The organism is Paenibacillus sp. 10L310, from assembly GCF_056395745.1.
The window spans coordinates 1-20,289 of record NZ_JBFTKC010000010.1 but is presented as its reverse complement, the minus strand read 5'-3'; the positions used below and the strand labels follow the sequence as shown (position 1 = coordinate 20,289).

Here is a 20,289-nt window from a genome sequence, read left to right as displayed (position 1 = left end):
TATACCTCTTAAAAAACAAACAAAAGGCCCCCTGAGATCAAGGAGCCTTCATGTTATGTTCCAAAAGAATGACTATTCTTGTGATGCAACGAGTTCGTTGTAAGCCGCTTCAACGCGGTTCCACTCTTCTTCGTCTTCAATATTGTAGAGCACCATTTCCTCGTCTTCTTCTTCCATACGCAGGATGATGCCGTCAGCTTCAGGATTGTTACGTTCCAGCAGGAGCGCATAAACATGCTTCTCCACGTCAAACGTCTCCACCAAAACCATCTCCACGTCTTGGCCGTTCTCGTCTGTTAATGTGAGAAGGACTTCTTCATGCTCGTGGTCGTGGTCGTGGTCTTGCCCGCATCCGCAGCCATCGCCGTGTTCATGTGTGTGATCGCTCATTGAAATACCTCGCTTTATAAATAGAAATTGTGTAACCTTGCATATCGTAACATGTTCAATGACACAGGTCAATTTAACTCACAGGGTTATTTTTGCTTCAATCGTTCAGCGCTGTAATGATTTTCTCCGCTACCAGGACGTAGCTGCTATTTGCATTTTCTTTAATATGAAAGCCCACCTGATACTTGCCGGCACGACTGAAATCATACGTAAAATCATATGTGCGGAACCAGAAGTTATCCTTCTGGGTCGTAAGCTCCTGTGACTGGATATCCTTCACCTGACCGCTTGGATTGGTAATCGTTACTTTCACCGCAGCTACATCTGCTGTCAGACTGTCCACTTGTGAAAATACATTGAATTTCAGCTTACCTACGTTAACGTTGCCAAATACAGTGTCTCCCTTGAAGAGAAAAATATGTACATTCGGTTTGATCACCGTTACTCTCTTGTTACTGCTGTCCCATTTGACGACGCCTCCGGCTTCCCTGACAGGTACATAGGTCGTTCCATCAATGAGATAACCTCCATCAGCTGCTTCCTTGCCGTTAATGAGAACACGAATCTTCTCGTTCACCGAATCTGCAAACAATAGAGACCCGCCGAGCAAGGAGAATACCGTGACACAAAGCAATATTCGTTTCCATTTCATCCCGTCAATATTCCCTCCCCTGCTGCTAGCTGTTGTACATTTATACTGCAGATTCATCCACAAAGTTGCGCTGTTTTTCATCATTTTTCATTTTTTATCCAGAATTTTTTCCACCCCTTGGAACGCACAAAAAGAGGCGATCCTCATTAAAGGATGCCCCTGATCTATAATTGTTATATATACGGGATTATACGAAGAGTTATGAAGAAGTATGGCGGGTCAATATACTGGGAACGCCCTTGCCTAAAGCCCCTTCAATTCTCATACGTGCAGCGTAATCCATACCTCGTGTACATGGTGTCTTACATCTCTCGCATACATCCGATGTGACCAACTTCATGGATACACGTATTTTATCACTCTTTAATGCGGGAGCTTTCTTACCTTTTGCCTTTGCCATCCCGGATTCCCCATTTCCCCAAGTGCTTACTAATGTAATGCATCATATGGGGATTCGCCCGGTTGTGTGTCTATTTAGAAAACGTATTTAAATAATAAAAATATGACAAGAAGGATACCTCCGAGAATGAGCCAGTTGCTGATTTCATACCAAATGCTCTTGCCTCCGGACAGGTATTTCTGTTCATTCTCCTGATGACGCTGACGGTGGGTATCGGTCTCAGAGCCATGGGGTGGTTTGCTAAAATCCATCATAAGTACATTCCCCTTTCAGCAGTTTTGTGTAAACTTACTACCATTATAACCCACAATTGAGTGCGAAATTGATTTTTATGCATAAAACACCAAAAAACCTCCGATTTCTCGGAGGCTTCTTATCAACAAATAGTATCAGTGATTACGCCAGTTCCACGTTAACATTCACGTTCCCTTTGATTCCTTTCGAATATGGGCAGTAGTCATGGGCAAGTTTCACAAACTTCTGTGCTGTTTCTTCATCTAGACCAAGGATTTTAACTTCCAAATCTACTTGAAGCTTCACGCCGTTATCCTCAGAGTCCGTCACCAACATTACGGTTGCAGCTACCGTACTTCTTTCAATCTCAACTTTGTGTTTCTTCAATTGAAACTCCAGTGCGGAGTTAAAACAAGCACTATACCCTGCTGCAAACAACTGCTCCGGATTGGTAGCTGTCGTCACTTGTCCTCCGAGTTCAGGCGGTGCAGCAACATCCAACATAAACACGTTATCTGGGGATTGTACGATGCCTTGACGTCCACCTGTATTGATTACTGTTGTTTCATATAATGTTTTCATTTGTGAAAACTCCTTTAGTTGATTAGATTTATTTTGACTAAATTTTGATCTCATTTGTATCACCGACAATTACATTGTACACAATTAAATTGTGTATGTAAATAGTTATTATAAAAAAATATAGTTTAAAACACGTTTGGAGAATAATTCATTTCTAACCCCGGACAAGCCCAAACCTAAAGTCAGTGCACTTTCTGAGTTGTTCGCTGTATCCACCAAACTTGGCCTGACTTTATTCTCTAAATAAAAATGGTACCCAAACACTGCACTTCATTTTCAAAGCGTCCGTGTTTAGGTACCAAATTACTGCACGTATATCTTTTTACCGATCCATACAGATAATCTATTTATCCTCGTCCTCATTCCAATTCAAATCATGCACCTTGTTCATCTTCATACGTCTTCCCTGTTTGATTAATTACTCCAGATATCCACTTTCATCTGTGCACATTTGAAATACTTGGCCTCGGCCTTACTTGTAGTCAGTTTCAAAAGACATTGCAGTTCTCCATGTTGGAACAAACCACCGCTAAGGTCAGCAGCAACACCGCCATATTGATCATCCGCACCAAGCCATACGGACGGTCTCTCGAACCCAGCTGAGAACTGTAATCCGGTACAGAGCAACACAGTGAGATTCTTACGGTTCTGTGCTTCATCTCCTGCTACGCCATGTGTGGTGAAGAACACCATGTTTTGATTAAAATCCGTGTACGTTCCATCTGCTTTATAGGCACGGACCATACCATATTTCTGATTTACGTTTTGAAAAAAAGTGATTCCGGCCTTGCTATCCTTTGATTTAATGCCAACCTGAACTGAGATTCCAATGTTCCCGTTTAATTGTAGCGCTTCCAAAGTGATTGCAATTGCGGTTACTTTCGAGCTGTCAATCAGATGTTTCATTTTTAACTCTGCCGTGGCTCCTGCCGTTGTCGGAGTTGTAACGGTAATGGTCCCTCTGTCGGGCAAAGGCTCAAACGTAGGGGTGCCCACCACCTCCACCCAATCCGGTAACGTTCCGTAAAGAAAATCGGCCACAAGCTGTTTGTGAACCTTTCCAAAGGGCACAATCTGACCCGTTGCATCACGTATAACCATCTCTACACCCCCACCGAATAGGCTACACCGATATTATGATCGGTATTGTAATACACGTACACTACACCGTCCATAACGGACACCATCAAGGACTGCATGTTGGTCGTCTCCCAAGTCAATGCCGGAAAATATATATCTGTAGGTTTGTCCAGCAGTTGACGAAAGTCTGCGCTGATCTTGGCAATGGCAGGCCGAGCTACCGTCGTAACCCCACCGGAAGCATAAGCCGATAACATACCCAGCCACCACATGCTCCCTTTGTACATAAATACACCAGCATTGGATCTCGAAATGTTTTCTCCTGCACTTAAAGTGGCATCATTCCCACCCATTAATGGTCTTGGATCAGCTAACCAGCTACGTCCGTCATGTGAATGCCAGATACATTTACGACCAAAGTCCCCACCGCCCATCACTGAGAAACCGATCCATTTGCCACCATTTCTGAAACACGAGAAATATCCGGTATGACCATCACCTGGGAACCCGGGAGGTTTGTCCAAAATCAAACCCACTCTTGTCCAGTTGATCATGTCTACAGAGGTCGCAAGTGCCGTCGATTGATTGATCCCCAGTCCGTTTTGTTGATAATACATAAAGAACAATTGTTCTTCATCGTTCCAGATCACAAATGGAGTTTCCGTCGAATTCCCAACCACAGTATCGAGATACACCTGTCCGTGTTTGGTCCATGGTCCTGTCGGGCTGTTCGAGTAGGCTAGTCCAATTCCTCCGATGTGATTATGGTTGGTAGAATACGTAGCATAATAATCTGCTTTTGCATCAGGGATAAGCCCCTTCACCTTGATCGCCCGAAACCAATAGATAGATTGAAGACCCGCCATTGTAGCGGTGTACATAGGATTGTCCATTTTTTTATCAAATTGAGGCGTGTACATCCGTCTGGTTTCTGCATCGCAATAATCATAAGGCGCAACGGCCCTGTTTGCCTTCATCGCTGCGTCGAGTGCTGTCTGAGCAATATTTTCAGTCATAGACATGGGAACTCAACTCCTTCGTGAGCAGGGTATTACCATTTACCGGTCGCGAATATAAAACATCCGAAGTGTCCTTTAATAGGATTGAATAATCAACAACATTACCCTCATTCGCAGTCGGCTCCTGAGTAATACAAATGATAGGACAAATTCTAGCATTATATGAATACGCTTTCATTTTGTTCATTCCTTTATTTCCTTTACAGTTGTAATCAGCAACTGTCCCTTTCATTGGTACGCCCGGATAATGTTGATCCTTCATATTAATCCCTCCTATTGTTTTCTCCCGATAAGTATATTCATGAAGTTGCCTTTGTGTTAAAGCATTATGCCCATCTTGCAGCCTATTATTCTAAGACTGGTTTTCATATAAAACATAAACAGGCTAACCAATACAAATTGGCTAACCTGTTTGAACGAAGAAACTGCAAAACCAATGACTTATTACTCTGCAAAAAGTGAAGATATGGGATTCGTAACTTTTTTATTGGATTGCTCTTTGCCTTGGTTATCCAATACATAGTACTGATAAAAGTCGTTAGTGAATCCGATAGACTCCTGTATTTTCAGCTTAAAAGCTTCAAATGCCACATCACTCAGATGATCCTCATTCCAGAAATAATGAAGCATCAATCGATTCTGGTTATAGGGATGTTTGATAACATATGCTCCCGCGGCGAGAGGTTGATTCATGGTATTTTTCCAAGTAAAACCCGTCTGTTTCGTTCGATCAATAATGTTAAGTTTTAAAGCCTGCACCAATCCGTTTGACTTGGCATTGCCAATGACAATAAGGTTGCTGTTGCCGATCTCTTTTTTCATCTTTTGCTTCAGTTCCTTGCGATCCCTTATAATGTCGTATTTCATACCAGTCATATCAAGGAATCCGGTCAACTGATTAACCATATCTTCCTGCTGTTTAGTTGCAAGCTTACTCACCTGATCGCTGAGCACAATGGTTAATTCCTCGCCTTGAAGGGCTTTGTCCATCAATCGATTCATCACTTCATAAGGCAGATTAGGAACCATACCCATGACAGCCTGATATTGCACTTGTAAGACATCATGCACATAGGCGGCGGTCTCTTCCTGTGATAATTGGTATTCCGGCTTTAAGACAAAATCAGGCTGATATAGGGCCATCTGCATTTCTGAACGTATTTCTTTACCAAGCACATCTTCAATGGTTTGAAGCAGCCCCTCTACCGTTGCATTTTGGTACACGTAGCGTTTGAAATATGTCCTCATCAACTCGTCAAATTTCTCTTCACCGACGGAACGGTAAAGCTGATAGATCGCTTGTCGCCCCTTCTGATAATATACCAAACTTGCCAAATCCCCAGCTTCATCGTTTGTTGACGCAATCGCCATATCTACGGGCGCAGTATCAAACTGTATGGATCTGAACCCATTTAGCTTGTCTCCCTGTTTCTCGGCAAAATACACCATGGAGAAATCAGCAAAGCCTTCATCCAGGAAGGATTCTGCCTCCGAATTATTACCAATCAATGCATGGAACCACTGATGCGCTATTTCATGAACAAATGTTGTGTCTTCTTCTGGAACAGCACCATTTTGAATCTGTCCCATCTGGATGAGTCTCGCATACTCCACGGCAACGCCTTGTACATACGTCTCGACAATTCGGAACTCTGGATAGGGATACTTGCCATATTTCTCACTATAAAAATCGATGACCTTGAATGCCTGATTAATGTACCGGTCAACTATCTTTTTCTTGGATGGATCATCGTTGTAATAATAGTATTCCACCGTCAGACCGTTACGGGTGACACTCTCCACTTGAAGATTAGGACTTGCAAAGAAAACAAACTCCCTTGTATTCTCGGCCACAGCAGAAACAACTTTACGGCCATGTTCTGTACTGTCTTGAGTGGTGATCGTGCCCGGCATGGCTACCTGATACTCATCAGGAACATTTAAATCAACTTCATAATCTGCTGAGGTATAATAGTCACTTTCGAATGTTTGACTATACGGTGCCTTGTTCCATTGATGCTTAACCTCGTCGTATACAGACATCACCGGGAACCAGTGTGCACCATTGATCATGACCTTGTAGTAGGAAACTCGCTGTGAGCCATAGGGGATATTCAACTGAAACTCCAGTTGGAATGATACCGATTCGCCTGGTTGAACGGGCTCTCTCAACTGCACGGTCAACGCTTGGTTTTCCTTATGGAAATCCAGCGATTGGCTATTTGCGGTTACAGCCTGAATATCGATGCCACCCAGAAAGTCCTCCGCTGTCTTCTCCGGATGTTCTTCACTAATCATCTCATTATGCTGTTGGTACATGCTCGCCTGTGTAGACTTGGAGAGGTTTGCGTCAGCATATGTATGAAGGACCAGCTGCTGGAGTGCATCCTTGCTTGTGTTGCGATACGTTACCTTCTCGCTCCCCTGGATCGTCATTTCCTTCTCATTTAATCGAGCCTGGATCTGGTATTGAATAGGCGTCTGCTCTAGAGAGTCTTTCTGTGTGTTATATATCTTCATAGATACAGGTGCTGGGCCTGCTTCCGCGGCAACAACCCCCATGTTGGCAAGTGGGCTTGCTGCCAGTATTAAAGCCAGTGTACCCGCGATCCCTACTCTGGCTAACTTTGATTTAAATGGACTTGAATAATTCATAAGTTCTCTCCTTCTCCTGTTCTATATTGACCTCAGAACCAAGTATAGAAGACGAACCTTACGCTGAATTTATGTTTTATTTAAGTTTTGTTTAAAAAGAGGAAGAGAAACTGAAACTATCGCAAATCGCATTCATGTCTGTATGTAAAAAAAGAAAAGAAGCCTTACAATGTAAGGCTTCTCATGTATGATCTGTAGTGGGCTCGAACCACTGACCCCTACCCTGTCAAGATAGTGCTCTCCCAGCTGAGCTAACAGATCATGATATATAATTGTTTCCCAATCAAGTAACAGTATCATATCAAGTAACCGTGTTCATTGTCAATGATTTATTTGGTTATAATTCACCCGAAATGGTGCACAATAAAGGAAAGATTACCATTTCTACAACGAGGTGAATTCCCTATGAGAAACATAACAAAACGGTCAAAATCTAATAAACATACATTTACCAAATGCTTCTTTCTCTTTGCTGGGCTTATGATTCTCATTACAACCGTTACTGGTTGCGGCTTAGAGAGGGATGAACATACAGTTCAATTCCAACAATTACAACAGCCCAATGAAAATGGTGAATCTCTGCCCGTTTGGCTGGACGTATACTCCAAATCTGTAATTCAAGATGTGTATTCTCCGCGAGGAAGCAGTGAAGTCTTGCCGTGAAGGTTAACAGGTGAATTACTCATCTTCATCCCACTTGCGTGAGTATGCTTTCTTCGTAACGTAATACAACAGAGTAATCATTCCCGCCGACATTAGCAATGTAATTACCATGATGCCTGTCATGCCCATCACTACCCCCTCCTCTCCCAATATGTTCCAGACTTCACTATACAGGAAAAACATTTTTTTGTATAATTCAGTCTGATATGTCGCGCAAGAGCAGAAAGAAGGAATGGAATTGGCAGCTGAGATTAGTTATGTATCAACAGAAGAACAACTGGAGCAAGCCCTGGGAATTCGCCATCACGTATTTGTTATCGAGCAACAGGTGCCTGCCGAGATTGAGATTGATCAATATGATGTCATCAGTCCGGATGTGCATCATGTATTGTTAAGTACGGATGGCCAAGCTGTAGCCACAGGACGTCTGATCTATTACAGCAAGGATACGGCCAAAATGCAGCGGATCGCAGTGCTTGAATCTCATCGTTCATTTGGTTATGGACGTGTGCTTCTGCTCGCGATGGAGGAGCTGGCACGTGAACTCGGCTTATCCTATTCTGTACTGGATGCACAGTGTCAGGCACAGAAATTCTATGAAAAACTGGGCTATGAAGTGATTTCGGAAGAACCTTTTTATGATGCAGATATTCTGCATGTTCGTATGAGAAAGAGCTTGTAAAACCTCAGCGTTGGCAGGTCTTATCAGCATATGGTGCATACTTCCGATGAATTCGGATAGGCTAATCAGGTAAGCAGATTCCTATCTCGTCATATAAGGAGAGTGTGACATCATGGATCAAACGACACGCGAGAGTTTCACAGCCGTACAGAAAAATGGTGACGGTGACCTGACAGCTTTTCAGACTTCAGCAGGACGTGTACTGGATTATCAGCAGGCACTTGCAGAAGTAAAAGCTGGTGCTATTGCCGGTGTGAATGTATTTAAAGGCAAGGATGGCGAAATGTACATTCGCGGAGATGCCGACGGTGACCCAACCAACAACCTGGACCAACTTCCCCATTTCTAAAATAGATGCACATGTCGTACATGTGACACAGTAAGCGCCGATCCGGATATCCGGGTTGGCGTTTTCTTATTATGATTAGTAGTCCGTAAAATATTTTGCGGAATCACCGGAAGGTTGGCTTTTGCGAATCGGCTGTTGTACCTGTTCCCATGCCTGCAAAATCTGTATCCCTTCAAGAGTAGACCGGTTCTCCCACGCGATGTGCCCGGTGCGTTCAAGCTCCAGCAATGACTCATGAATGTAAGCTCTGCTTCGTCCCGTCTTGTTCTCCAGTTCATCCATACGCGGCAGCCTGCGCCGTTGTCCTGCATAGTTCACCATAATACGCAAAATCTTGCGTTCAAAGTCGTTCAGCATACTTTACCTCCCCATTCAGATCGGTAACAGGACGCCATGCCAGAATACCTTGCTCCAGAAATGTTCTAGGCGAACCTTCTTTTCCCGCTGATGCTCTAATCATCCCGCCACGTACACTGTTAATTCGAATCTGTCGCTGCGTAATCTGCCCTGCACGATCCATGTAGACAAGCTCCACCATCTGGCCAATATATTTCCCTAGCATAATCATCCCTCCGATAAGAACGTTTGTTTGTATTTCATATTATATGCGAACATAAGTTCTTTATTCAATAGTAAAAAAAGGATTTTGTAAAATAAAAAAAACCAGACTTTCACCTTAATGATTAAGGCAGTCTGGTTCAACCCATAGTATAGCTAATATGAAAACATGGCTTGTAATGACCAAGTCCAGCGGATCAGTGTCGATCCGATTCGGAAAATTGTACTTTCTTTAATTGCTGTGTAGATGGATTAAAATCAACATTTACATAGACTGCGAATTGTTTGCCGTCTTTCGCACGAACCCATAGCTTGAACTGTTCCCGTGATTGATCTGCTGTTAGAGAGGTGCGACCGATATGCTTATAGTCCAAAATATCCACATTATACTTGGTCTGTGTTTCTTTGACCGCAATAATTCCCCACTTCGCATAATCAGGGATGGCGGCACCTGTGCCTGATGTAATTCCGGCTAAACTCAGAACTACCGACATGACGGTAACGATGAGCATTCTCATTTCACTCACTCCTTGAGACAATATGTTTCTGTTATATTGCCCGTCCGGGTTTCATTTTACACGAATAAACGAAAGATCCAGGCCAGTGGCCGTAGGGAAAAAGGAACCACATGAACAAGTCGGTCAAACGAATCAGGAGGCTCCGTCCGGAAACTCATTCCCCAGTCACCCGAGAAAAAGTGTTGTTGTGTCTTCGGCTCCTCAGGACGATCCAACCCGTATTTCTTTTCAAGTAACTGCCTCGTTTGTTCATCCACCTGAACCTCGTTCGTAACGTCATATGCTGTGGCAGGCTGGCTGCTTATGTACATCTGAATCATTAGAAACATCACAATCCCAACTATTTGTATCCAACGCTTGTTCATCTCTTACTCCTTTATGGATTCATGACTCTCTTCTCTTGTACGTGAAGACTCGTTTGAATGTTTGATTATACATAAATTTGACCGTATTGGAAATAACAAATGGGAGAAGAGTTGGGGCATGCGTTATGCGATGCTTAAGTCCCATTTGGTTGATTTTTTGTTTAAAAAAACCAATAAACGTGTAATAGGCCATGACAGAGTGACTCCACGATCTGAAACCCTACACGATCTGCAATACCAATATGAGGAGGTTACACCCGAATGTTCAAACGCTTGGATGAAATCCTGATTGAGATTCCCAATGTCGAGAAGCCAGATCCGAATGCTGCGGCAGCCATACAAGAATTACTCGGCGGCAAATTCGGAGAAATGTCAACGTTGAACAACTACCTCTATCAATCATTTAATTTTCGATCCAAAGAAAAGCTGAAGCCCTTCTATGACCTCGTCATGAGTATTACGGCCGAAGAATTGGGTCATGTTGAGCTCGTGTCTCATGGTATTAACAAGTGCCTCAGAGGTTCAACCGAGTACAAAGAACCCGACGATACACCGCTAGGTTCCGTAAAAGATGCTCGTCTGTCGTATCACTACCTGGCAGGTGCACAAGGCGCAATGCCTTTTGACTCTATGGGTAATCCATGGACGGGAGCAAACGTCTTCAACAGTGGCAATCTGGTCGAGGATCTGCTGCATAACTTCTTCCTAGAATGTGGCGCTCGTACCCATAAAATGAAAGTATATGAGATGACGGATCACCCAGCAGCCCGGGAAGTGGTTGGTTTCCTGCTGGTACGTGGCGGCGTGCATGTTGTCGCATATGCAAAAGCACTTGAGATTGCAACTGGCGTAAATGTGACCAAGCTGGTTCCTATCCCTTCACTGAACAACAAAGCCTTCAACGAGGCTCGCAAATATGAAGAAAAAGGGGTACACACTAAGCTGTATACCTATAGTGATAAAGATTTCAATACGATCGGCCAGATCTGGAAAGGAACTCACCCGGAAGATGGACAACCTCTTGAAGTCATTCAAGGGATACCTGAAGGATTCCCGATTCCAGAAGCCCCTGCGGTCGAGGAAGAGTTCGCACCGGGCATCTCACAAGAAGACTTTAAGGAAATTGCGCGTCGTCTGAAAATGGCTGGGAATATTGCGGATTAAAACTAAGATATACAGGAGATGTGCAAATATAATAAAGCCCTTATACTGTCAACGCAGTATTGAGGGCTTTGCTGTCTTCTAATCCATCATCAATCCCTACTAGGTAATTTTGAAGGTAAAATAAACTCGCTTTTTTAAGTTAATCAGCGTCTTCAATTGAATGTCTGTTGATCATCTGCGAGAGCTCTTCCTCACTATTCAATCGTATAGAATCTGTATATTCCCAACTGAAATAAGGGGCAAGATTTTTAGTTATATCTTCCCAGGTTTCTCCTTGATGTTTCAAGAGAATTTGATTTATTTCTTCAGTTATTAATTCGAAATCCAGTTTATTAACAATAAAGTGCCTTGCACCCAATATGATATCTGTTCCAGCTCTAAGTTCTTTTTCTAAAGCTTTCGGAGTTATGATTGTAAAATCAAAATTATCCTCACCTTCAGAATCTTTCGTCCCAATACAGGCTGTACCTGATAAGTAAAAATCGTCTCCAATATCTTCAGTTTCCGTGAATTGTAACTTGCCATAAATATTCGGATTTCCAGTAATAATAAGATCCTTCAAGATCGGTTTAATCACGTTTCGCACCTCTTAGGTATTTAGTGTCTTCCATTAACATCTATTTTTCTTAATGCACAGCTACCATATTTCATTTTTTCTCAGCAAATTAAGTAGCAGTTCCTATGTATCCAAACTTCCATCTCCACCTATCTCTCGTTGGTCTCCCTTCATCTTTTCCAAAAGTTCCATTATAACCTCATCCAACCCCTCTAGTATCTCATCATGTGTAGGAGACTCAAGTATCCTTACCAAATCCGACCGTAATATGCTTAAATGAGGTACAGGCAATCGATCAATTAATCCGACCAAAATGAAATATTCCCACTGTGGATCTTGCGTTTGCAATACATCTTTAATATGAGGAATTAAGTCTTCGCCCAGTCTCAATAGTAGATCCTCTACCGGCTTAGAGATAGGCCAATTCCCGTCTTGCAACCACTCCATAAGCTCTGGGATGATAACTTTTAATTCGACATCACTGAACTCACTTAACTTACGCACCGCTTCATAATCAAACTTATCGCGGGGAAGGCACTCCCTAAAATCCATTTAAACTTCCTTCCTCATCTCAATGTGCAAAATCATAAACTCCCTCTGTTACTCTACTGGCTCTATATCCTCTACTCTGATCTCAATTTCATCTTGATTCTTCGTTGTTGACATCGCGTCTCTTATGCGAATCGCCCACGTTCCTGCATCCTGATAGAATTGTACATCTTCAATCACAGGAACACGTACTTTTTCTCCATCTGGTGAATATAGTCCACCTCGAATAGCGTCCGCCTCACTTAGATGAGCACCGTCTGGAGTATTTGGACAAGATACCGCTATCTTTTCTGCTCTGGCCTCCCCAGGATAGGGTTGATTTTCCGGGCCTCCATCCGTCCAGACTTCAACATAAGAGCCGATCTGAGGATCAGGCGCATTGGAGAACCATTTTGCCGGATAATACCGACTTCCTCCTCCGTTCGCACTGAAATCCTCATATGCAGGATCAACCACAAGAATGGAATTGTCTTTGCGTTCAACCACATAACCAGTGAATCCATCTTCACTTGGTGCATTCGCTTGAGTCTGCACAGAGTTGCATTCGTTTGATCCTGAACATCCCGTAAGGCATACGATTAGGATTGAGAGCAATATGAGGACTCGACGAAGATTGGACATCTGTAAATCCCCCTTTAATAACACCTCTTTCTAAATTTAACGTTCCATATCAGTTTATTGTTACAAATACAGCGGTTAGCTCACCCTTAACTTCCTGACGGGCTCAACACGATCAACCCAAATATTCACTTCTTCATATCCCTTTTATACACGTACCTTCCCCATACCACCAACGCCGCACACAACAAGATCACACAATAAGCCCATACAAAAAACATGGCAAGCCCCAACCCGATGTTGGCATCCAGGCGCTTATCAAAGATCTCTGTGTATAGCGAAAAACCGAGTGGCACGGCGCCAACAACGAAAAGTCCAATGGACCATCCACCCCCTAGTCGGAAACCGGACCCCGCACGAGTACTGGAAAGTTTGCGAATCCCTTGAGTCAGTAGCCACCAAATCAGAATAAATAATAGACAGGTTATAAGAATTTTCAGCATATCGTTCAACTGCATATCGTGTACCTCCTATATCTTGCAAGATGATGAACATATCTTACACGTTAAGTGTTCTCTTTACTATATTACCCGTTTCCACATCCATGATCACAGGCAGATATGAGCACAGTACCCCTGACCCACAATTGATCATGAAAAAGAAAAAAACGCCAACGTCCTGACTCCTTCCAAGTCAAGAACGATGGCGTTACTTCTCGTATTTACATTGTTACATCCACATAGGATAGGTTAGGTTACGCGCCAAACTGCGCATAGTGAAGGCGGCTGTACACCCCACCTGCTGCGAGTAATTCTTCATGACGTCCCTGCTCCGTAATGCCTTGTTCAGCAACGACAATAATGCGGTCTGCATTTTTGATCGTAGCCAATCGGTGAGCAATAACCAGCGTAGTCCGGCCTTCAGACAGCTCAGCAAGGGATTGCTGAATCGCCGCTTCCGTTTCTGTATCCAGCGCGGATGTGGCTTCGTCCAGGATCAGAATTGGTGGGTTTTTCAGGAACATACGGGCAATAGACAAACGCTGTTTCTGTCCACCGGACAGCTTCACACCGCGTTCACCAATTAACGTATCCAATCCTTCCGGCATGGATTGAATCAAAGGTTCCATCTGTGCACGTCTGGCAGCCATCCAGATTTCTTCTTCGGATGCATCCAGCTTACCGTAGGCAATGTTCTCCCGAATGCTTCCATCGAAGAGGAACACGTCCTGTTGTACAATCCCGATATGACTACGCAACGAGTCTAGTGTCATATCCTGTATCTCCTGCCCATCGATTGTGATGCGACCTTCCAGCACATCATAGAACCGCGGCAGCAGACTGCATAGCGTTGTTTTACCTGCCCCCGATGGACCGACAAGCGCTACAGTTTCACCTGCACGTACGTTTAGATCAATACCTTTGAGAACAGGTTCCTGATCGGAATAACCAAAGGTCACTTGCTCATAACGGATATCTCCACGCAAATGGGATACCGTAACGGCTCCTGGACGATCTTCCACATCCGGTTCCATATCGAGTAGCTCCGTATAACGTTTGAAGCCTGCAATCCCTTTTGGATACGTCTCAATAACCGAGTTGATCTTCTGGATCGGTGTCAGGAACACATTGGACAGCATAATAAATGCAATGAACTGACCGTAGGTCATACTGCCTTGAATGACAAACCACGTTCCGCATACCAGGACAAAGAGGGATACCAACTTCATCAGCATATAACTGACAGAGGAGTTCCAGGCCATGATTTTGTATGCGATTAGTTTGGTCTGACGGAAACGACCGTTGTTCACAGCGAATTGTGCTTTTTCATGCTCTTCATTAGCAAAAGCCTGAACAACACGGATACCTGTAATATTGTTCTCTACGCGAGCGTTGAAGTCCGCAATATCACCAAACATTCGGCTGAATGCCTTGGACATTTTGCTACCAAAGTAGAGCGACAGATAAATAATCAGCGGTACGATGATAAAGGTTAACACCGCCAGATTCCCGTTAATACTCATCATGATGCTGAATGCACCAATTAGCGTCATGACCGCGATAAATACATCCTCTGGACCATGATGGGCAATCTCACCGATATCCATCAAGTCGTTAGTCATGCGGGACACGAGGTGTCCTGTTTTTGTATTATCGAAGAAACGGAACGATAACTTCTGCACATGATTGAACAGACTTTTACGCATATCCGTCTCAATGTTAATACCGAGCTTGTGTCCCCAATAAGTAACCACGAAGTTGAGAAATGAATTCAATAAGTAGATGCCGAGCAATGCCAGACACGCCCATAGAATCCAGTCCCAGCGGCCGCCTGGCAGCAGATCATCAACTACCCGGTTGACCGCCAGTGGAAATGCCAGCTCCAGCAGGGCGACTAAAATCGCACAACTGAAGTCAAGAATAAAGAGCTTTTTGTAAGGCCTATAATAGGCAAAGAAACGGCGAAGCATGGACTGAAGTCCTCCTTATGCAATCACACAATGATGATTACGTTCTATTTCGTCTTGCTTAAGAGGTACAGGAAGTATGGCGCACCAATAATGGCAACCAGGATCCCCGCAGGAATCTCCGAAGGCTGCAGGATGACACGACCCAGCGTATCTGCAACCAGCACAAGCAATGAACCAATCAGCGCAGATGCGGGTAACAGGAATTGATGTTTTGGACCCACCAGACGACGTGCCAAATGCGGTCCGATCAGACCTACAAAACCGATCCCCCCACTCACAGATACACATGAGCCGGCAAGTCCTACAGCAGCCGCAAGCAAAATCAGTCGCTCACGCTCAACCGGAGTCCCGAGTCCGCTTGCAGTCTGGTCCCCCAGATTCAGTACGTTCAATACACGTGCCTTATACAGAACAAGCGGGACAAGAATAATAAGAAACGGTAGCAATGCCGTTACAAATTTCCAGTTCGAACCCCAGATGCTGCCTGCCATCCAGGTAGCTACAAATTGATACTTTTCCGGACTAAGCCGTAACGTAAGTACGATCATGGCAGAACTGATTCCCGCCGCTACCCCGATCCCCGTAAGTAACATACGAGTAGGCATAATGCCCTCTCCTTTTTTGTAAGAGAGAACATAGATCAGAAATGCAGCAAAACCGGAACCGATCAGGGCCAGAATTGGCAAAAGAAATACCGGCGCTGCTGTCGTTGTCGGGAAAAAGGAAACAAATAACATGACGACCAGACCAGCACCTGCATTAATCCCCAGGATCCCCGGATCTGCCAATGCATTCCGAGATACTCCCTGCAAAATACAACCAGATAACGCAAGTCCGGCCCCGACCAGCACCGAAATCACAATACGTGGCAGACGGAATTCAAACAGGATCAATTCCTGTTTCGCCGTGCCTCCACCAAACAGGGTTCGCAACACCTCAAGCGGCGAAAGCTTGGTAAAACCTGTGTTCATGCTCACCACAAAAGCCGTAATAATTAATAGGGCAAGCACAATGAGGACAATCGTACTCTTGGTTCTCTTCTTGCGCTCTGCTCCAACAATTGTTGAGGATTCCATCGTTACAGAGTCCTCCTTTCTTTACGCGCCAGATACAGGAAGAATGGTACCCCGATGAGGGCAACCAAAGCGCCAATTGGCGTCTCGTACGGCGGGTTAATCATACGTGCAGCCAGATCCGCAAATACAAGCAACAGACTGCCCATCACAGCGGAACATGGAATAATCCAGCGATAATCTACCCCAACCAGCTTCCGCGTGAGATGGGGAATAATGAGTCCAACAAAACCGACCGCACCCACCACGGACACAGCTGTACCCGCGAGAATCAGTACAACAATCAGGCCTATGAGCTTGATCAGCCCAGTACGTTGCCCCAAGCCCACCGCAATATCTTCTCCGAGACTAAGCAGAGTAATGGAACGGGAGATGAGAAGACCTGCGATCAGTGCCGCGAGTACCCAGGGGAACATGACCTCAAGTTGAGACCACTTCGTTCCGGCTACACCACCAGCTGTCCAGAAAGCCAAATCTTGTCCAATTCTGAAATATAATGCAATCCCTTCACTGAGTGCCGACAACATCGCAGATACAGCCGCACCTGCAAGCACAAGGCGTAGTGGTGTAAGGCCTGATTTAGAAGCTGCACCAAAACCATACACCAACAGGACACCAAGCCCCGCACCAAGGAAGGAATACATGATGATATACATAAATGGCAAGCCAGGGAAGAAGGCAAAACAAACTGCAAGCGCAAATCCAGCTCCTGCATTTAACCCAAGCAGACCTGAATCGGCCAGCGGGTTACGAGTCATGCCCTGCATGATCGCACCAGCTACAGCGAAACATGCACCTACCATTGCTCCTCCAAGGATACGTGGCAACCGAATCTCCCATATGATCTGATGTGGAGTCAGCTCAGGATTGAAGTCAAAGATGGCCTTCCAGACTACACTAAGCTTAATATCAGCAGCGCCAAAAGAAATGGACAACGCCATACCCAGAGCGAGTAGCAAAACTCCCCCTGTAAGAATAAGTGTGGCCGCCCACGGACGAGTGTGTATCTTCGCTGTGGGTGAATCCGGATTATGTTTTTCTGGTGAAGCTTGTGAACTCATACGCGCCCACCCTCGTTATGAGTGGAGCTGCTCAAACCTATGTACATAACAATCACCTCTCTATGAATACCGAACTTTAATGATATTGATTCTCATTCCCATAGACCATTGTAAGTGAATCCACCGGCTCTGGCAATGGACAAATAGGACATGTTTATTGCATATATGAATATTTGCACACAATTTCACACGCAAAAAGGCTGCGCAAGAGCCAAAAAGCTCGTACACAGCCTTATCATTGCATATGTAGAACATGTAAAATACAGACTCATTTAACGGGCATGTACCGTAAGTAAGGATGCCAGGACATCCGGAACATCGGTAATGATCCCTTGCACACCCATGTCAATCATGGCCTGCATCTCAGCAGGATCATTCACCGTAAATGGATAGGTAACAACGCCATGTGCAAGTGCAGCAGCAACATCTTCCTGTGTGACTGCCAGCTTGTAGGGATGAAGGCCGGTAGCTTCGAGTTTGGCGGCATAATCATAGGGTCGATATAACTTTTCCATATATAGAAGTGCTGTACGAATCTCCGGGGCAAGACGTTTACATCTCACAAGCGAAGCATGGTTGAAGCTGGACAGCACGACCTGTTGCTCCAAATTCCAGTCCCGGATTGCCTGTATAACCTTCTCTTCCATCCCCTTATAACTCACAATACCATTTTTCAATTCCAGATTAAGCAGTGTTCCTTTCCCCTGTACCAGCTTGAATAACTCCTCCAGAGAAGGAATACGTTCCCCGGTAAAATCAGCATGGAACCAGGACCCCGCATCCCGTGTGCGCAATTGATCGTAAGTCGTATCCTTAACCCAGTCTTCTGCGCCGCCAGTTCGGTTTAACGTCTCATCATGAATCAGTACCAGTCTGCCATCACTCGTCATCTGCACGTCGGTTTCAATGCCTGTCGCTCCAAGCTCCAGACTCCGTTCAAAAGCGCTCATCGTATTCTCCGGGCATACGGCAGATGCACCGCGGTGGGCAATAATCTCCAAGTTCCTCATTCCAGCGCCTCCTGTGTTCAAGCTTCACTCTATGATCCTTACTATAAACACCGTTTGTTAGACCTGTATTAACAGAGCGTATAATGGGTTACCTGCTTCGCTGATACTAGCGAACGGGTTCAACATCTAACGGGCTGGGGATTCACTCATTTTTGCGAACTCAATCTGAAAATCGACATAACATAGTATGAACGATGGAAGCACTGAACTCCGTTATAAGGAGGTTGACTATTGAATCCCTCAAAGAAAAAATCGATACCTACGCGTCCTCACACATCCCAGTTACAGTCGGCTTCCAGGCTTTCCAGAACATCTGTCCATATCAAAAACAAATCCGGTAAGACGGCTAATCAGCGTTCTCTTAACTCCAGTTCACCCAACACACTGGATCAGCTGGCTATTGTTGCAGCAATACTCTCCTTAATTGCAGCCGCCATCGGGCTATATATCGCCTGGAAATCGTTAAGTAATCCGGATCAAACTGCTGTTGTGGTGTAAGCTGCTTGTTGTGCAGCTAATGGCTCAGGAGGCTCTCTCCTGCTTCTGACCTTATTCAGGGGCAGGTTTTTGCTTTTTCAATTACTCAACGTATGCTGGAAACGTCAAAAAACCGTTCCCCTGAAACGCCGGCATATACCGGCGTCTCTTTGGAAAGGTCATTTTTTATTCGGGCGCTGCCTCTGCAGCTTAATCCCCGTCCCGGGATACTGACCGAATTACAGAATGAATGTGCGAGAGATAATAACCAACAGAATGAACAATACCAGAATTGCACCTGTTGATGTCCATGCTCCACCACCGAAGCCTCCGCAATATCCGTAACCTGTGCCTTTGAGTTCGCTCATGAGTGACACTCCCCTCTTCATCGAAGTACACTATAGACTATGTCCGATAGCGCAACTTGCTTGGGCAGATCGAAAATTCTCCCGAGGAACGAGTAGATTCAGGCCCGTCTTCTTATGCACTCATTTCCCGTTGAGTTGTGACCACTTCTGAGTCAGCTCTGCAGGAATATAGGATGACATTTGTTTGATCAGTTCAGCCGGATCAGCTTCCAGACTCCATAGACTGAGATGGGAGGTATTGGAGAACCCTTCCTGTACGCTGTGTTCTACCATCTTCATCAGCGGTCCATAATACCCGTTGACATTCAATAAACCGACAGGCTTACGATGAATACCGATCTGTGCCCAGCACAGCACCTCGAATAGTTCTTCAAATGTACCCATACCTCCGGGAAGTGCAATGAATCCATCGGATAATTCAGCCATCGTAGCCTTCCGTTCATGCATGGTTCCCACTTCAATCAGTTGTGTGAGCCCTCCATGAACAACCTCGCCCCGGAACAATCCAGTAGGCATAACCCCGATTACCTCTCCCCCTTGCTCAAGGGCAGCATCGGCTACTGCACCCATCAAGCCCATGCAAGAACCACCATAGACCAGTGCATAACCACTATCAGCAATCTGTTTGCCCAGTTGAATAGCCTTCTCTGTATAATCGGGGTGATTTCCCGGATTGGAGCCTGCAAAAACAGCTATACGTTTCATTGGGTTTGGTCATAGCCCCGTCAAGTAGACAATAAAAAAAGAGAAACTCCATTAAGCGGCGACTTTTTCCCGGAATTCAATTGGGGAGAGGTCGCCGAGTTTGTTTTGGAAACGGTCCTTGTTGTAAAACAACATATACTCTGTAATTTGG

27 protein-coding genes and 1 tRNA gene are annotated in these 20,289 nt (G+C 44.8%); 4 read left to right on the top strand and 24 right to left on the bottom strand.

The window, feature by feature from the left end; genetic code table 11:
* Positions 1–72: 72 nt before the first annotated feature.
* The 9 genes from AC1DE7_RS20120 to AC1DE7_RS20080 form a co-directional block, all read right to left on the bottom strand.
* Entirely contained in the window at positions 73–390 is a 318-nt protein-coding gene (locus AC1DE7_RS20120; RefSeq protein WP_036614722.1) for a DUF1292 domain-containing protein, read from the bottom strand.
* Positions 391–487: 97 nt separating this feature from the next.
* Complete coding sequence (locus tag AC1DE7_RS20115) at positions 488–1,042, bottom strand: copper amine oxidase (RefSeq protein ID WP_036614723.1); 555 nt, start codon at positions 1,040–1,042, stop codon at positions 488–490.
* 474 nt (positions 1,043–1,516) lie between these two features.
* On the bottom strand, positions 1,517–1,696 hold the full coding sequence (locus AC1DE7_RS20110) for a hypothetical protein (protein WP_017687398.1): 180 nt from the start codon (positions 1,694–1,696) through the stop codon (positions 1,517–1,519).
* Between the two features lie 142 nt (positions 1,697–1,838).
* Complete coding sequence (locus AC1DE7_RS20105; RefSeq protein ID WP_017687397.1) at positions 1,839–2,258, bottom strand: organic hydroperoxide resistance protein; 420 nt, start codon at positions 2,256–2,258, stop codon at positions 1,839–1,841.
* Between the two features lie 414 nt (positions 2,259–2,672).
* Positions 2,673–3,359, bottom strand: a complete 687-nt coding sequence (locus AC1DE7_RS20100; protein WP_127550829.1) for a hypothetical protein — start codon at positions 3,357–3,359, stop codon at positions 2,673–2,675.
* 2 nt (positions 3,360–3,361) lie between these two features.
* Complete coding sequence (locus tag AC1DE7_RS20095) at positions 3,362–4,360, bottom strand: glycoside hydrolase family protein (protein ID WP_282320794.1); 999 nt, start codon at positions 4,358–4,360, stop codon at positions 3,362–3,364.
* Positions 4,347–4,619 carry a hypothetical protein gene (locus AC1DE7_RS20090; protein ID WP_282320793.1) on the bottom strand — a complete coding sequence of 91 codons (273 nt, stop codon included), beginning with the start codon at positions 4,617–4,619 and terminating at the stop codon, positions 4,347–4,349. Before AC1DE7_RS20090 ends, AC1DE7_RS20095 begins: the two co-directional genes overlap by 14 nt.
* Before the next feature lie 182 nt (positions 4,620–4,801).
* Positions 4,802–7,012, bottom strand: coding sequence for a M1 family metallopeptidase (locus AC1DE7_RS20085; protein ID WP_477535050.1), 2,211 nt, complete (start codon positions 7,010–7,012; stop codon positions 4,802–4,804).
* 188 nt (positions 7,013–7,200) lie between these two features.
* A tRNA-Val gene (locus AC1DE7_RS20080) sits at positions 7,201–7,273 on the bottom strand.
* A gap of 640 nt (positions 7,274–7,913) precedes the next feature.
* Between AC1DE7_RS20080 and AC1DE7_RS20075 the strand changes: the two genes are divergently transcribed.
* The gene (locus tag AC1DE7_RS20075) at positions 7,914–8,357 is read left to right on the top strand and encodes a GNAT family N-acetyltransferase (protein ID WP_036614958.1); all 444 of its coding nucleotides are present in this window, start codon (positions 7,914–7,916) and stop codon (positions 8,355–8,357) included.
* A gap of 112 nt (positions 8,358–8,469) precedes the next feature.
* Entirely contained in the window at positions 8,470–8,706 is a 237-nt protein-coding gene (locus tag AC1DE7_RS20070) for a DUF3892 domain-containing protein (protein WP_017687389.1), read from the top strand.
* 75 nt (positions 8,707–8,781) lie between these two features.
* Here AC1DE7_RS20070 and AC1DE7_RS20065 read toward each other — a convergent pair whose 3' ends face one another.
* The 4 genes from AC1DE7_RS20065 to AC1DE7_RS20050 all read right to left on the bottom strand — a co-directional run bounded on the left by AC1DE7_RS20065 (position 8,782) and on the right by AC1DE7_RS20050 (position 10,147).
* Positions 8,782–9,063 (bottom strand): hypothetical protein, encoded by a 282-nt coding sequence (locus tag AC1DE7_RS20065; RefSeq protein ID WP_282320791.1) that lies wholly within the window; start codon positions 9,061–9,063, stop codon positions 8,782–8,784.
* Positions 9,047–9,268, bottom strand: coding sequence for a hypothetical protein (locus AC1DE7_RS20060; protein WP_017687387.1), 222 nt, complete (start codon positions 9,266–9,268; stop codon positions 9,047–9,049). Before AC1DE7_RS20060 ends, AC1DE7_RS20065 begins: the two co-directional genes overlap by 17 nt.
* Positions 9,269–9,461: 193 nt before the next feature.
* Positions 9,462–9,782, bottom strand: a complete 321-nt coding sequence (locus AC1DE7_RS20055; RefSeq protein WP_036614744.1) for a DUF3889 domain-containing protein — start codon at positions 9,780–9,782, stop codon at positions 9,462–9,464.
* A gap of 56 nt (positions 9,783–9,838) precedes the next feature.
* The gene (locus AC1DE7_RS20050) at positions 9,839–10,147 is read right to left on the bottom strand and encodes a hypothetical protein (protein WP_282320790.1); all 309 of its coding nucleotides are present in this window, start codon (positions 10,145–10,147) and stop codon (positions 9,839–9,841) included.
* A 261-nt stretch (positions 10,148–10,408) separates the two neighbouring features.
* On the opposite strand from AC1DE7_RS20050, the gene AC1DE7_RS20045 reads away from it, so the two are divergent.
* Positions 10,409–11,311, top strand: coding sequence for a manganese catalase family protein (locus AC1DE7_RS20045; RefSeq protein ID WP_036614750.1), 903 nt, complete (start codon positions 10,409–10,411; stop codon positions 11,309–11,311).
* Between the two features lie 139 nt (positions 11,312–11,450).
* On the opposite strand, the gene AC1DE7_RS20040 is transcribed toward AC1DE7_RS20045, so the two are convergent.
* The 8 genes from AC1DE7_RS20040 to AC1DE7_RS20005 form a co-directional block, all read right to left on the bottom strand.
* The gene (locus tag AC1DE7_RS20040) at positions 11,451–11,888 is read right to left on the bottom strand and encodes an Imm8 family immunity protein (RefSeq protein WP_282320789.1); all 438 of its coding nucleotides are present in this window, start codon (positions 11,886–11,888) and stop codon (positions 11,451–11,453) included.
* A 102-nt stretch (positions 11,889–11,990) separates the two neighbouring features.
* Positions 11,991–12,419 (bottom strand): DUF5071 domain-containing protein, encoded by a 429-nt coding sequence (locus AC1DE7_RS20035; RefSeq protein WP_477535049.1) that lies wholly within the window; start codon positions 12,417–12,419, stop codon positions 11,991–11,993.
* A gap of 48 nt (positions 12,420–12,467) precedes the next feature.
* On the bottom strand, positions 12,468–13,037 hold the full coding sequence (locus AC1DE7_RS20030; protein ID WP_127550809.1) for a DUF3221 domain-containing protein: 570 nt from the start codon (positions 13,035–13,037) through the stop codon (positions 12,468–12,470).
* 125 nt (positions 13,038–13,162) lie between these two features.
* A complete protein-coding gene (locus AC1DE7_RS20025; RefSeq protein ID WP_036674865.1) occupies positions 13,163–13,492 on the bottom strand; it encodes a hypothetical protein in 330 nt (109 codons plus the stop codon).
* A 236-nt stretch (positions 13,493–13,728) separates the two neighbouring features.
* Complete coding sequence (locus AC1DE7_RS20020; RefSeq protein WP_076250814.1) at positions 13,729–15,444, bottom strand: ABC transporter ATP-binding protein; 1,716 nt, start codon at positions 15,442–15,444, stop codon at positions 13,729–13,731.
* A gap of 44 nt (positions 15,445–15,488) precedes the next feature.
* Positions 15,489–16,520 (bottom strand): FecCD family ABC transporter permease, encoded by a 1,032-nt coding sequence (locus AC1DE7_RS20015; RefSeq protein ID WP_036674863.1) that lies wholly within the window; start codon positions 16,518–16,520, stop codon positions 15,489–15,491.
* A gap of 2 nt (positions 16,521–16,522) precedes the next feature.
* Positions 16,523–17,578 (bottom strand): FecCD family ABC transporter permease, encoded by a 1,056-nt coding sequence (locus tag AC1DE7_RS20010; protein WP_036614761.1) that lies wholly within the window; start codon positions 17,576–17,578, stop codon positions 16,523–16,525.
* Positions 17,579–17,850: 272 nt separating this feature from the next.
* Entirely contained in the window at positions 17,851–18,588 is a 738-nt protein-coding gene (locus AC1DE7_RS20005) for a glycerophosphodiester phosphodiesterase (protein WP_127550803.1), read from the bottom strand.
* Positions 18,589–18,819: 231 nt separating this feature from the next.
* On the opposite strand from AC1DE7_RS20005, the gene AC1DE7_RS20000 reads away from it, so the two are divergent.
* Positions 18,820–19,086, top strand: coding sequence for a hypothetical protein (locus tag AC1DE7_RS20000; RefSeq protein WP_036674861.1), 267 nt, complete (start codon positions 18,820–18,822; stop codon positions 19,084–19,086).
* 218 nt (positions 19,087–19,304) lie between these two features.
* On the opposite strand, the gene AC1DE7_RS19995 is transcribed toward AC1DE7_RS20000, so the two are convergent.
* From AC1DE7_RS19995 to AC1DE7_RS19985, 3 genes are all read right to left on the bottom strand, one after another.
* Positions 19,305–19,433, bottom strand: coding sequence for a hypothetical protein (locus AC1DE7_RS19995; RefSeq protein WP_255319930.1), 129 nt, complete (start codon positions 19,431–19,433; stop codon positions 19,305–19,307).
* Between the two features lie 120 nt (positions 19,434–19,553).
* The gene (locus AC1DE7_RS19990; protein WP_076250810.1) at positions 19,554–20,138 is read right to left on the bottom strand and encodes an LOG family protein; all 585 of its coding nucleotides are present in this window, start codon (positions 20,136–20,138) and stop codon (positions 19,554–19,556) included.
* 51 nt (positions 20,139–20,189) lie between these two features.
* Positions 20,190–20,285, bottom strand: a complete 96-nt coding sequence (locus AC1DE7_RS19985) for an IS3 family transposase (protein WP_477535106.1) — start codon at positions 20,283–20,285, stop codon at positions 20,190–20,192.
* Positions 20,286–20,289: the final 4 nt, after the last annotated feature.

Excerpts from the sequence above, each read along its gene's own strand:
- AC1DE7_RS20110 (WP_017687398.1), bottom strand. The coding sequence starts at position 1,696 with ATGATGGATTTTAGCAAACCACCCCATGGCTCTGAGACCGATACCCAC.
- AC1DE7_RS20100 (WP_127550829.1), bottom strand. The coding sequence starts at position 3,359 with ATGGTTATACGTGATGCAACGGGTCAGATTGTGCCCTTTGGAAAGGTT.
- AC1DE7_RS20030 (WP_127550809.1), bottom strand. The coding sequence starts at position 13,037 with ATGTCCAATCTTCGTCGAGTCCTCATATTGCTCTCAATCCTAATCGTA.
- AC1DE7_RS20085 (WP_477535050.1), bottom strand. The coding sequence starts at position 7,012 with ATGAATTATTCAAGTCCATTTAAATCAAAGTTAGCCAGAGTAGGGATC.
- AC1DE7_RS20025 (WP_036674865.1), bottom strand. The coding sequence starts at position 13,492 with ATGCAGTTGAACGATATGCTGAAAATTCTTATAACCTGTCTATTATTT.
- AC1DE7_RS20095 (WP_282320794.1), bottom strand. The coding sequence starts at position 4,360 with ATGTCTATGACTGAAAATATTGCTCAGACAGCACTCGACGCAGCGATG.
- AC1DE7_RS19990 (WP_076250810.1), bottom strand. The coding sequence starts at position 20,138 with ATGAAACGTATAGCTGTTTTTGCAGGCTCCAATCCGGGAAATCACCCC.
- AC1DE7_RS20065 (WP_282320791.1), bottom strand. The coding sequence starts at position 9,063 with ATGCTGAACGACTTTGAACGCAAGATTTTGCGTATTATGGTGAACTAT.
- AC1DE7_RS20010 (WP_036614761.1), bottom strand. The coding sequence starts at position 17,578 with ATGAGTTCACAAGCTTCACCAGAAAAACATAATCCGGATTCACCCACA.
- AC1DE7_RS20035 (WP_477535049.1), bottom strand. The coding sequence starts at position 12,419 with ATGGATTTTAGGGAGTGCCTTCCCCGCGATAAGTTTGATTATGAAGCG.
- AC1DE7_RS20045 (WP_036614750.1), top strand. The coding sequence starts at position 10,409 with ATGTTCAAACGCTTGGATGAAATCCTGATTGAGATTCCCAATGTCGAG.
- AC1DE7_RS20005 (WP_127550803.1), bottom strand. The coding sequence starts at position 18,588 with ATGAGGAACTTGGAGATTATTGCCCACCGCGGTGCATCTGCCGTATGC.
- AC1DE7_RS20115 (WP_036614723.1), bottom strand. The coding sequence starts at position 1,042 with ATGAAATGGAAACGAATATTGCTTTGTGTCACGGTATTCTCCTTGCTC.
- AC1DE7_RS20105 (WP_017687397.1), bottom strand. The coding sequence starts at position 2,258 with ATGAAAACATTATATGAAACAACAGTAATCAATACAGGTGGACGTCAA.
- AC1DE7_RS20070 (WP_017687389.1), top strand. The coding sequence starts at position 8,470 with ATGGATCAAACGACACGCGAGAGTTTCACAGCCGTACAGAAAAATGGT.
- AC1DE7_RS20090 (WP_282320793.1), bottom strand. The coding sequence starts at position 4,619 with ATGAAGGATCAACATTATCCGGGCGTACCAATGAAAGGGACAGTTGCT.
- AC1DE7_RS20050 (WP_282320790.1), bottom strand. The coding sequence starts at position 10,147 with ATGAACAAGCGTTGGATACAAATAGTTGGGATTGTGATGTTTCTAATG.
- AC1DE7_RS20055 (WP_036614744.1), bottom strand. The coding sequence starts at position 9,782 with ATGAGAATGCTCATCGTTACCGTCATGTCGGTAGTTCTGAGTTTAGCC.
- AC1DE7_RS19995 (WP_255319930.1), bottom strand. The coding sequence starts at position 19,433 with ATGAGCGAACTCAAAGGCACAGGTTACGGATATTGCGGAGGCTTCGGT.
- AC1DE7_RS20120 (WP_036614722.1), bottom strand. The coding sequence starts at position 390 with ATGAGCGATCACACACATGAACACGGCGATGGCTGCGGATGCGGGCAA.
- AC1DE7_RS20060 (WP_017687387.1), bottom strand. The coding sequence starts at position 9,268 with ATGCTAGGGAAATATATTGGCCAGATGGTGGAGCTTGTCTACATGGAT.
- AC1DE7_RS20020 (WP_076250814.1), bottom strand. The coding sequence starts at position 15,444 with ATGCTTCGCCGTTTCTTTGCCTATTATAGGCCTTACAAAAAGCTCTTT.
- AC1DE7_RS20015 (WP_036674863.1), bottom strand. The coding sequence starts at position 16,520 with ATGGAATCCTCAACAATTGTTGGAGCAGAGCGCAAGAAGAGAACCAAG.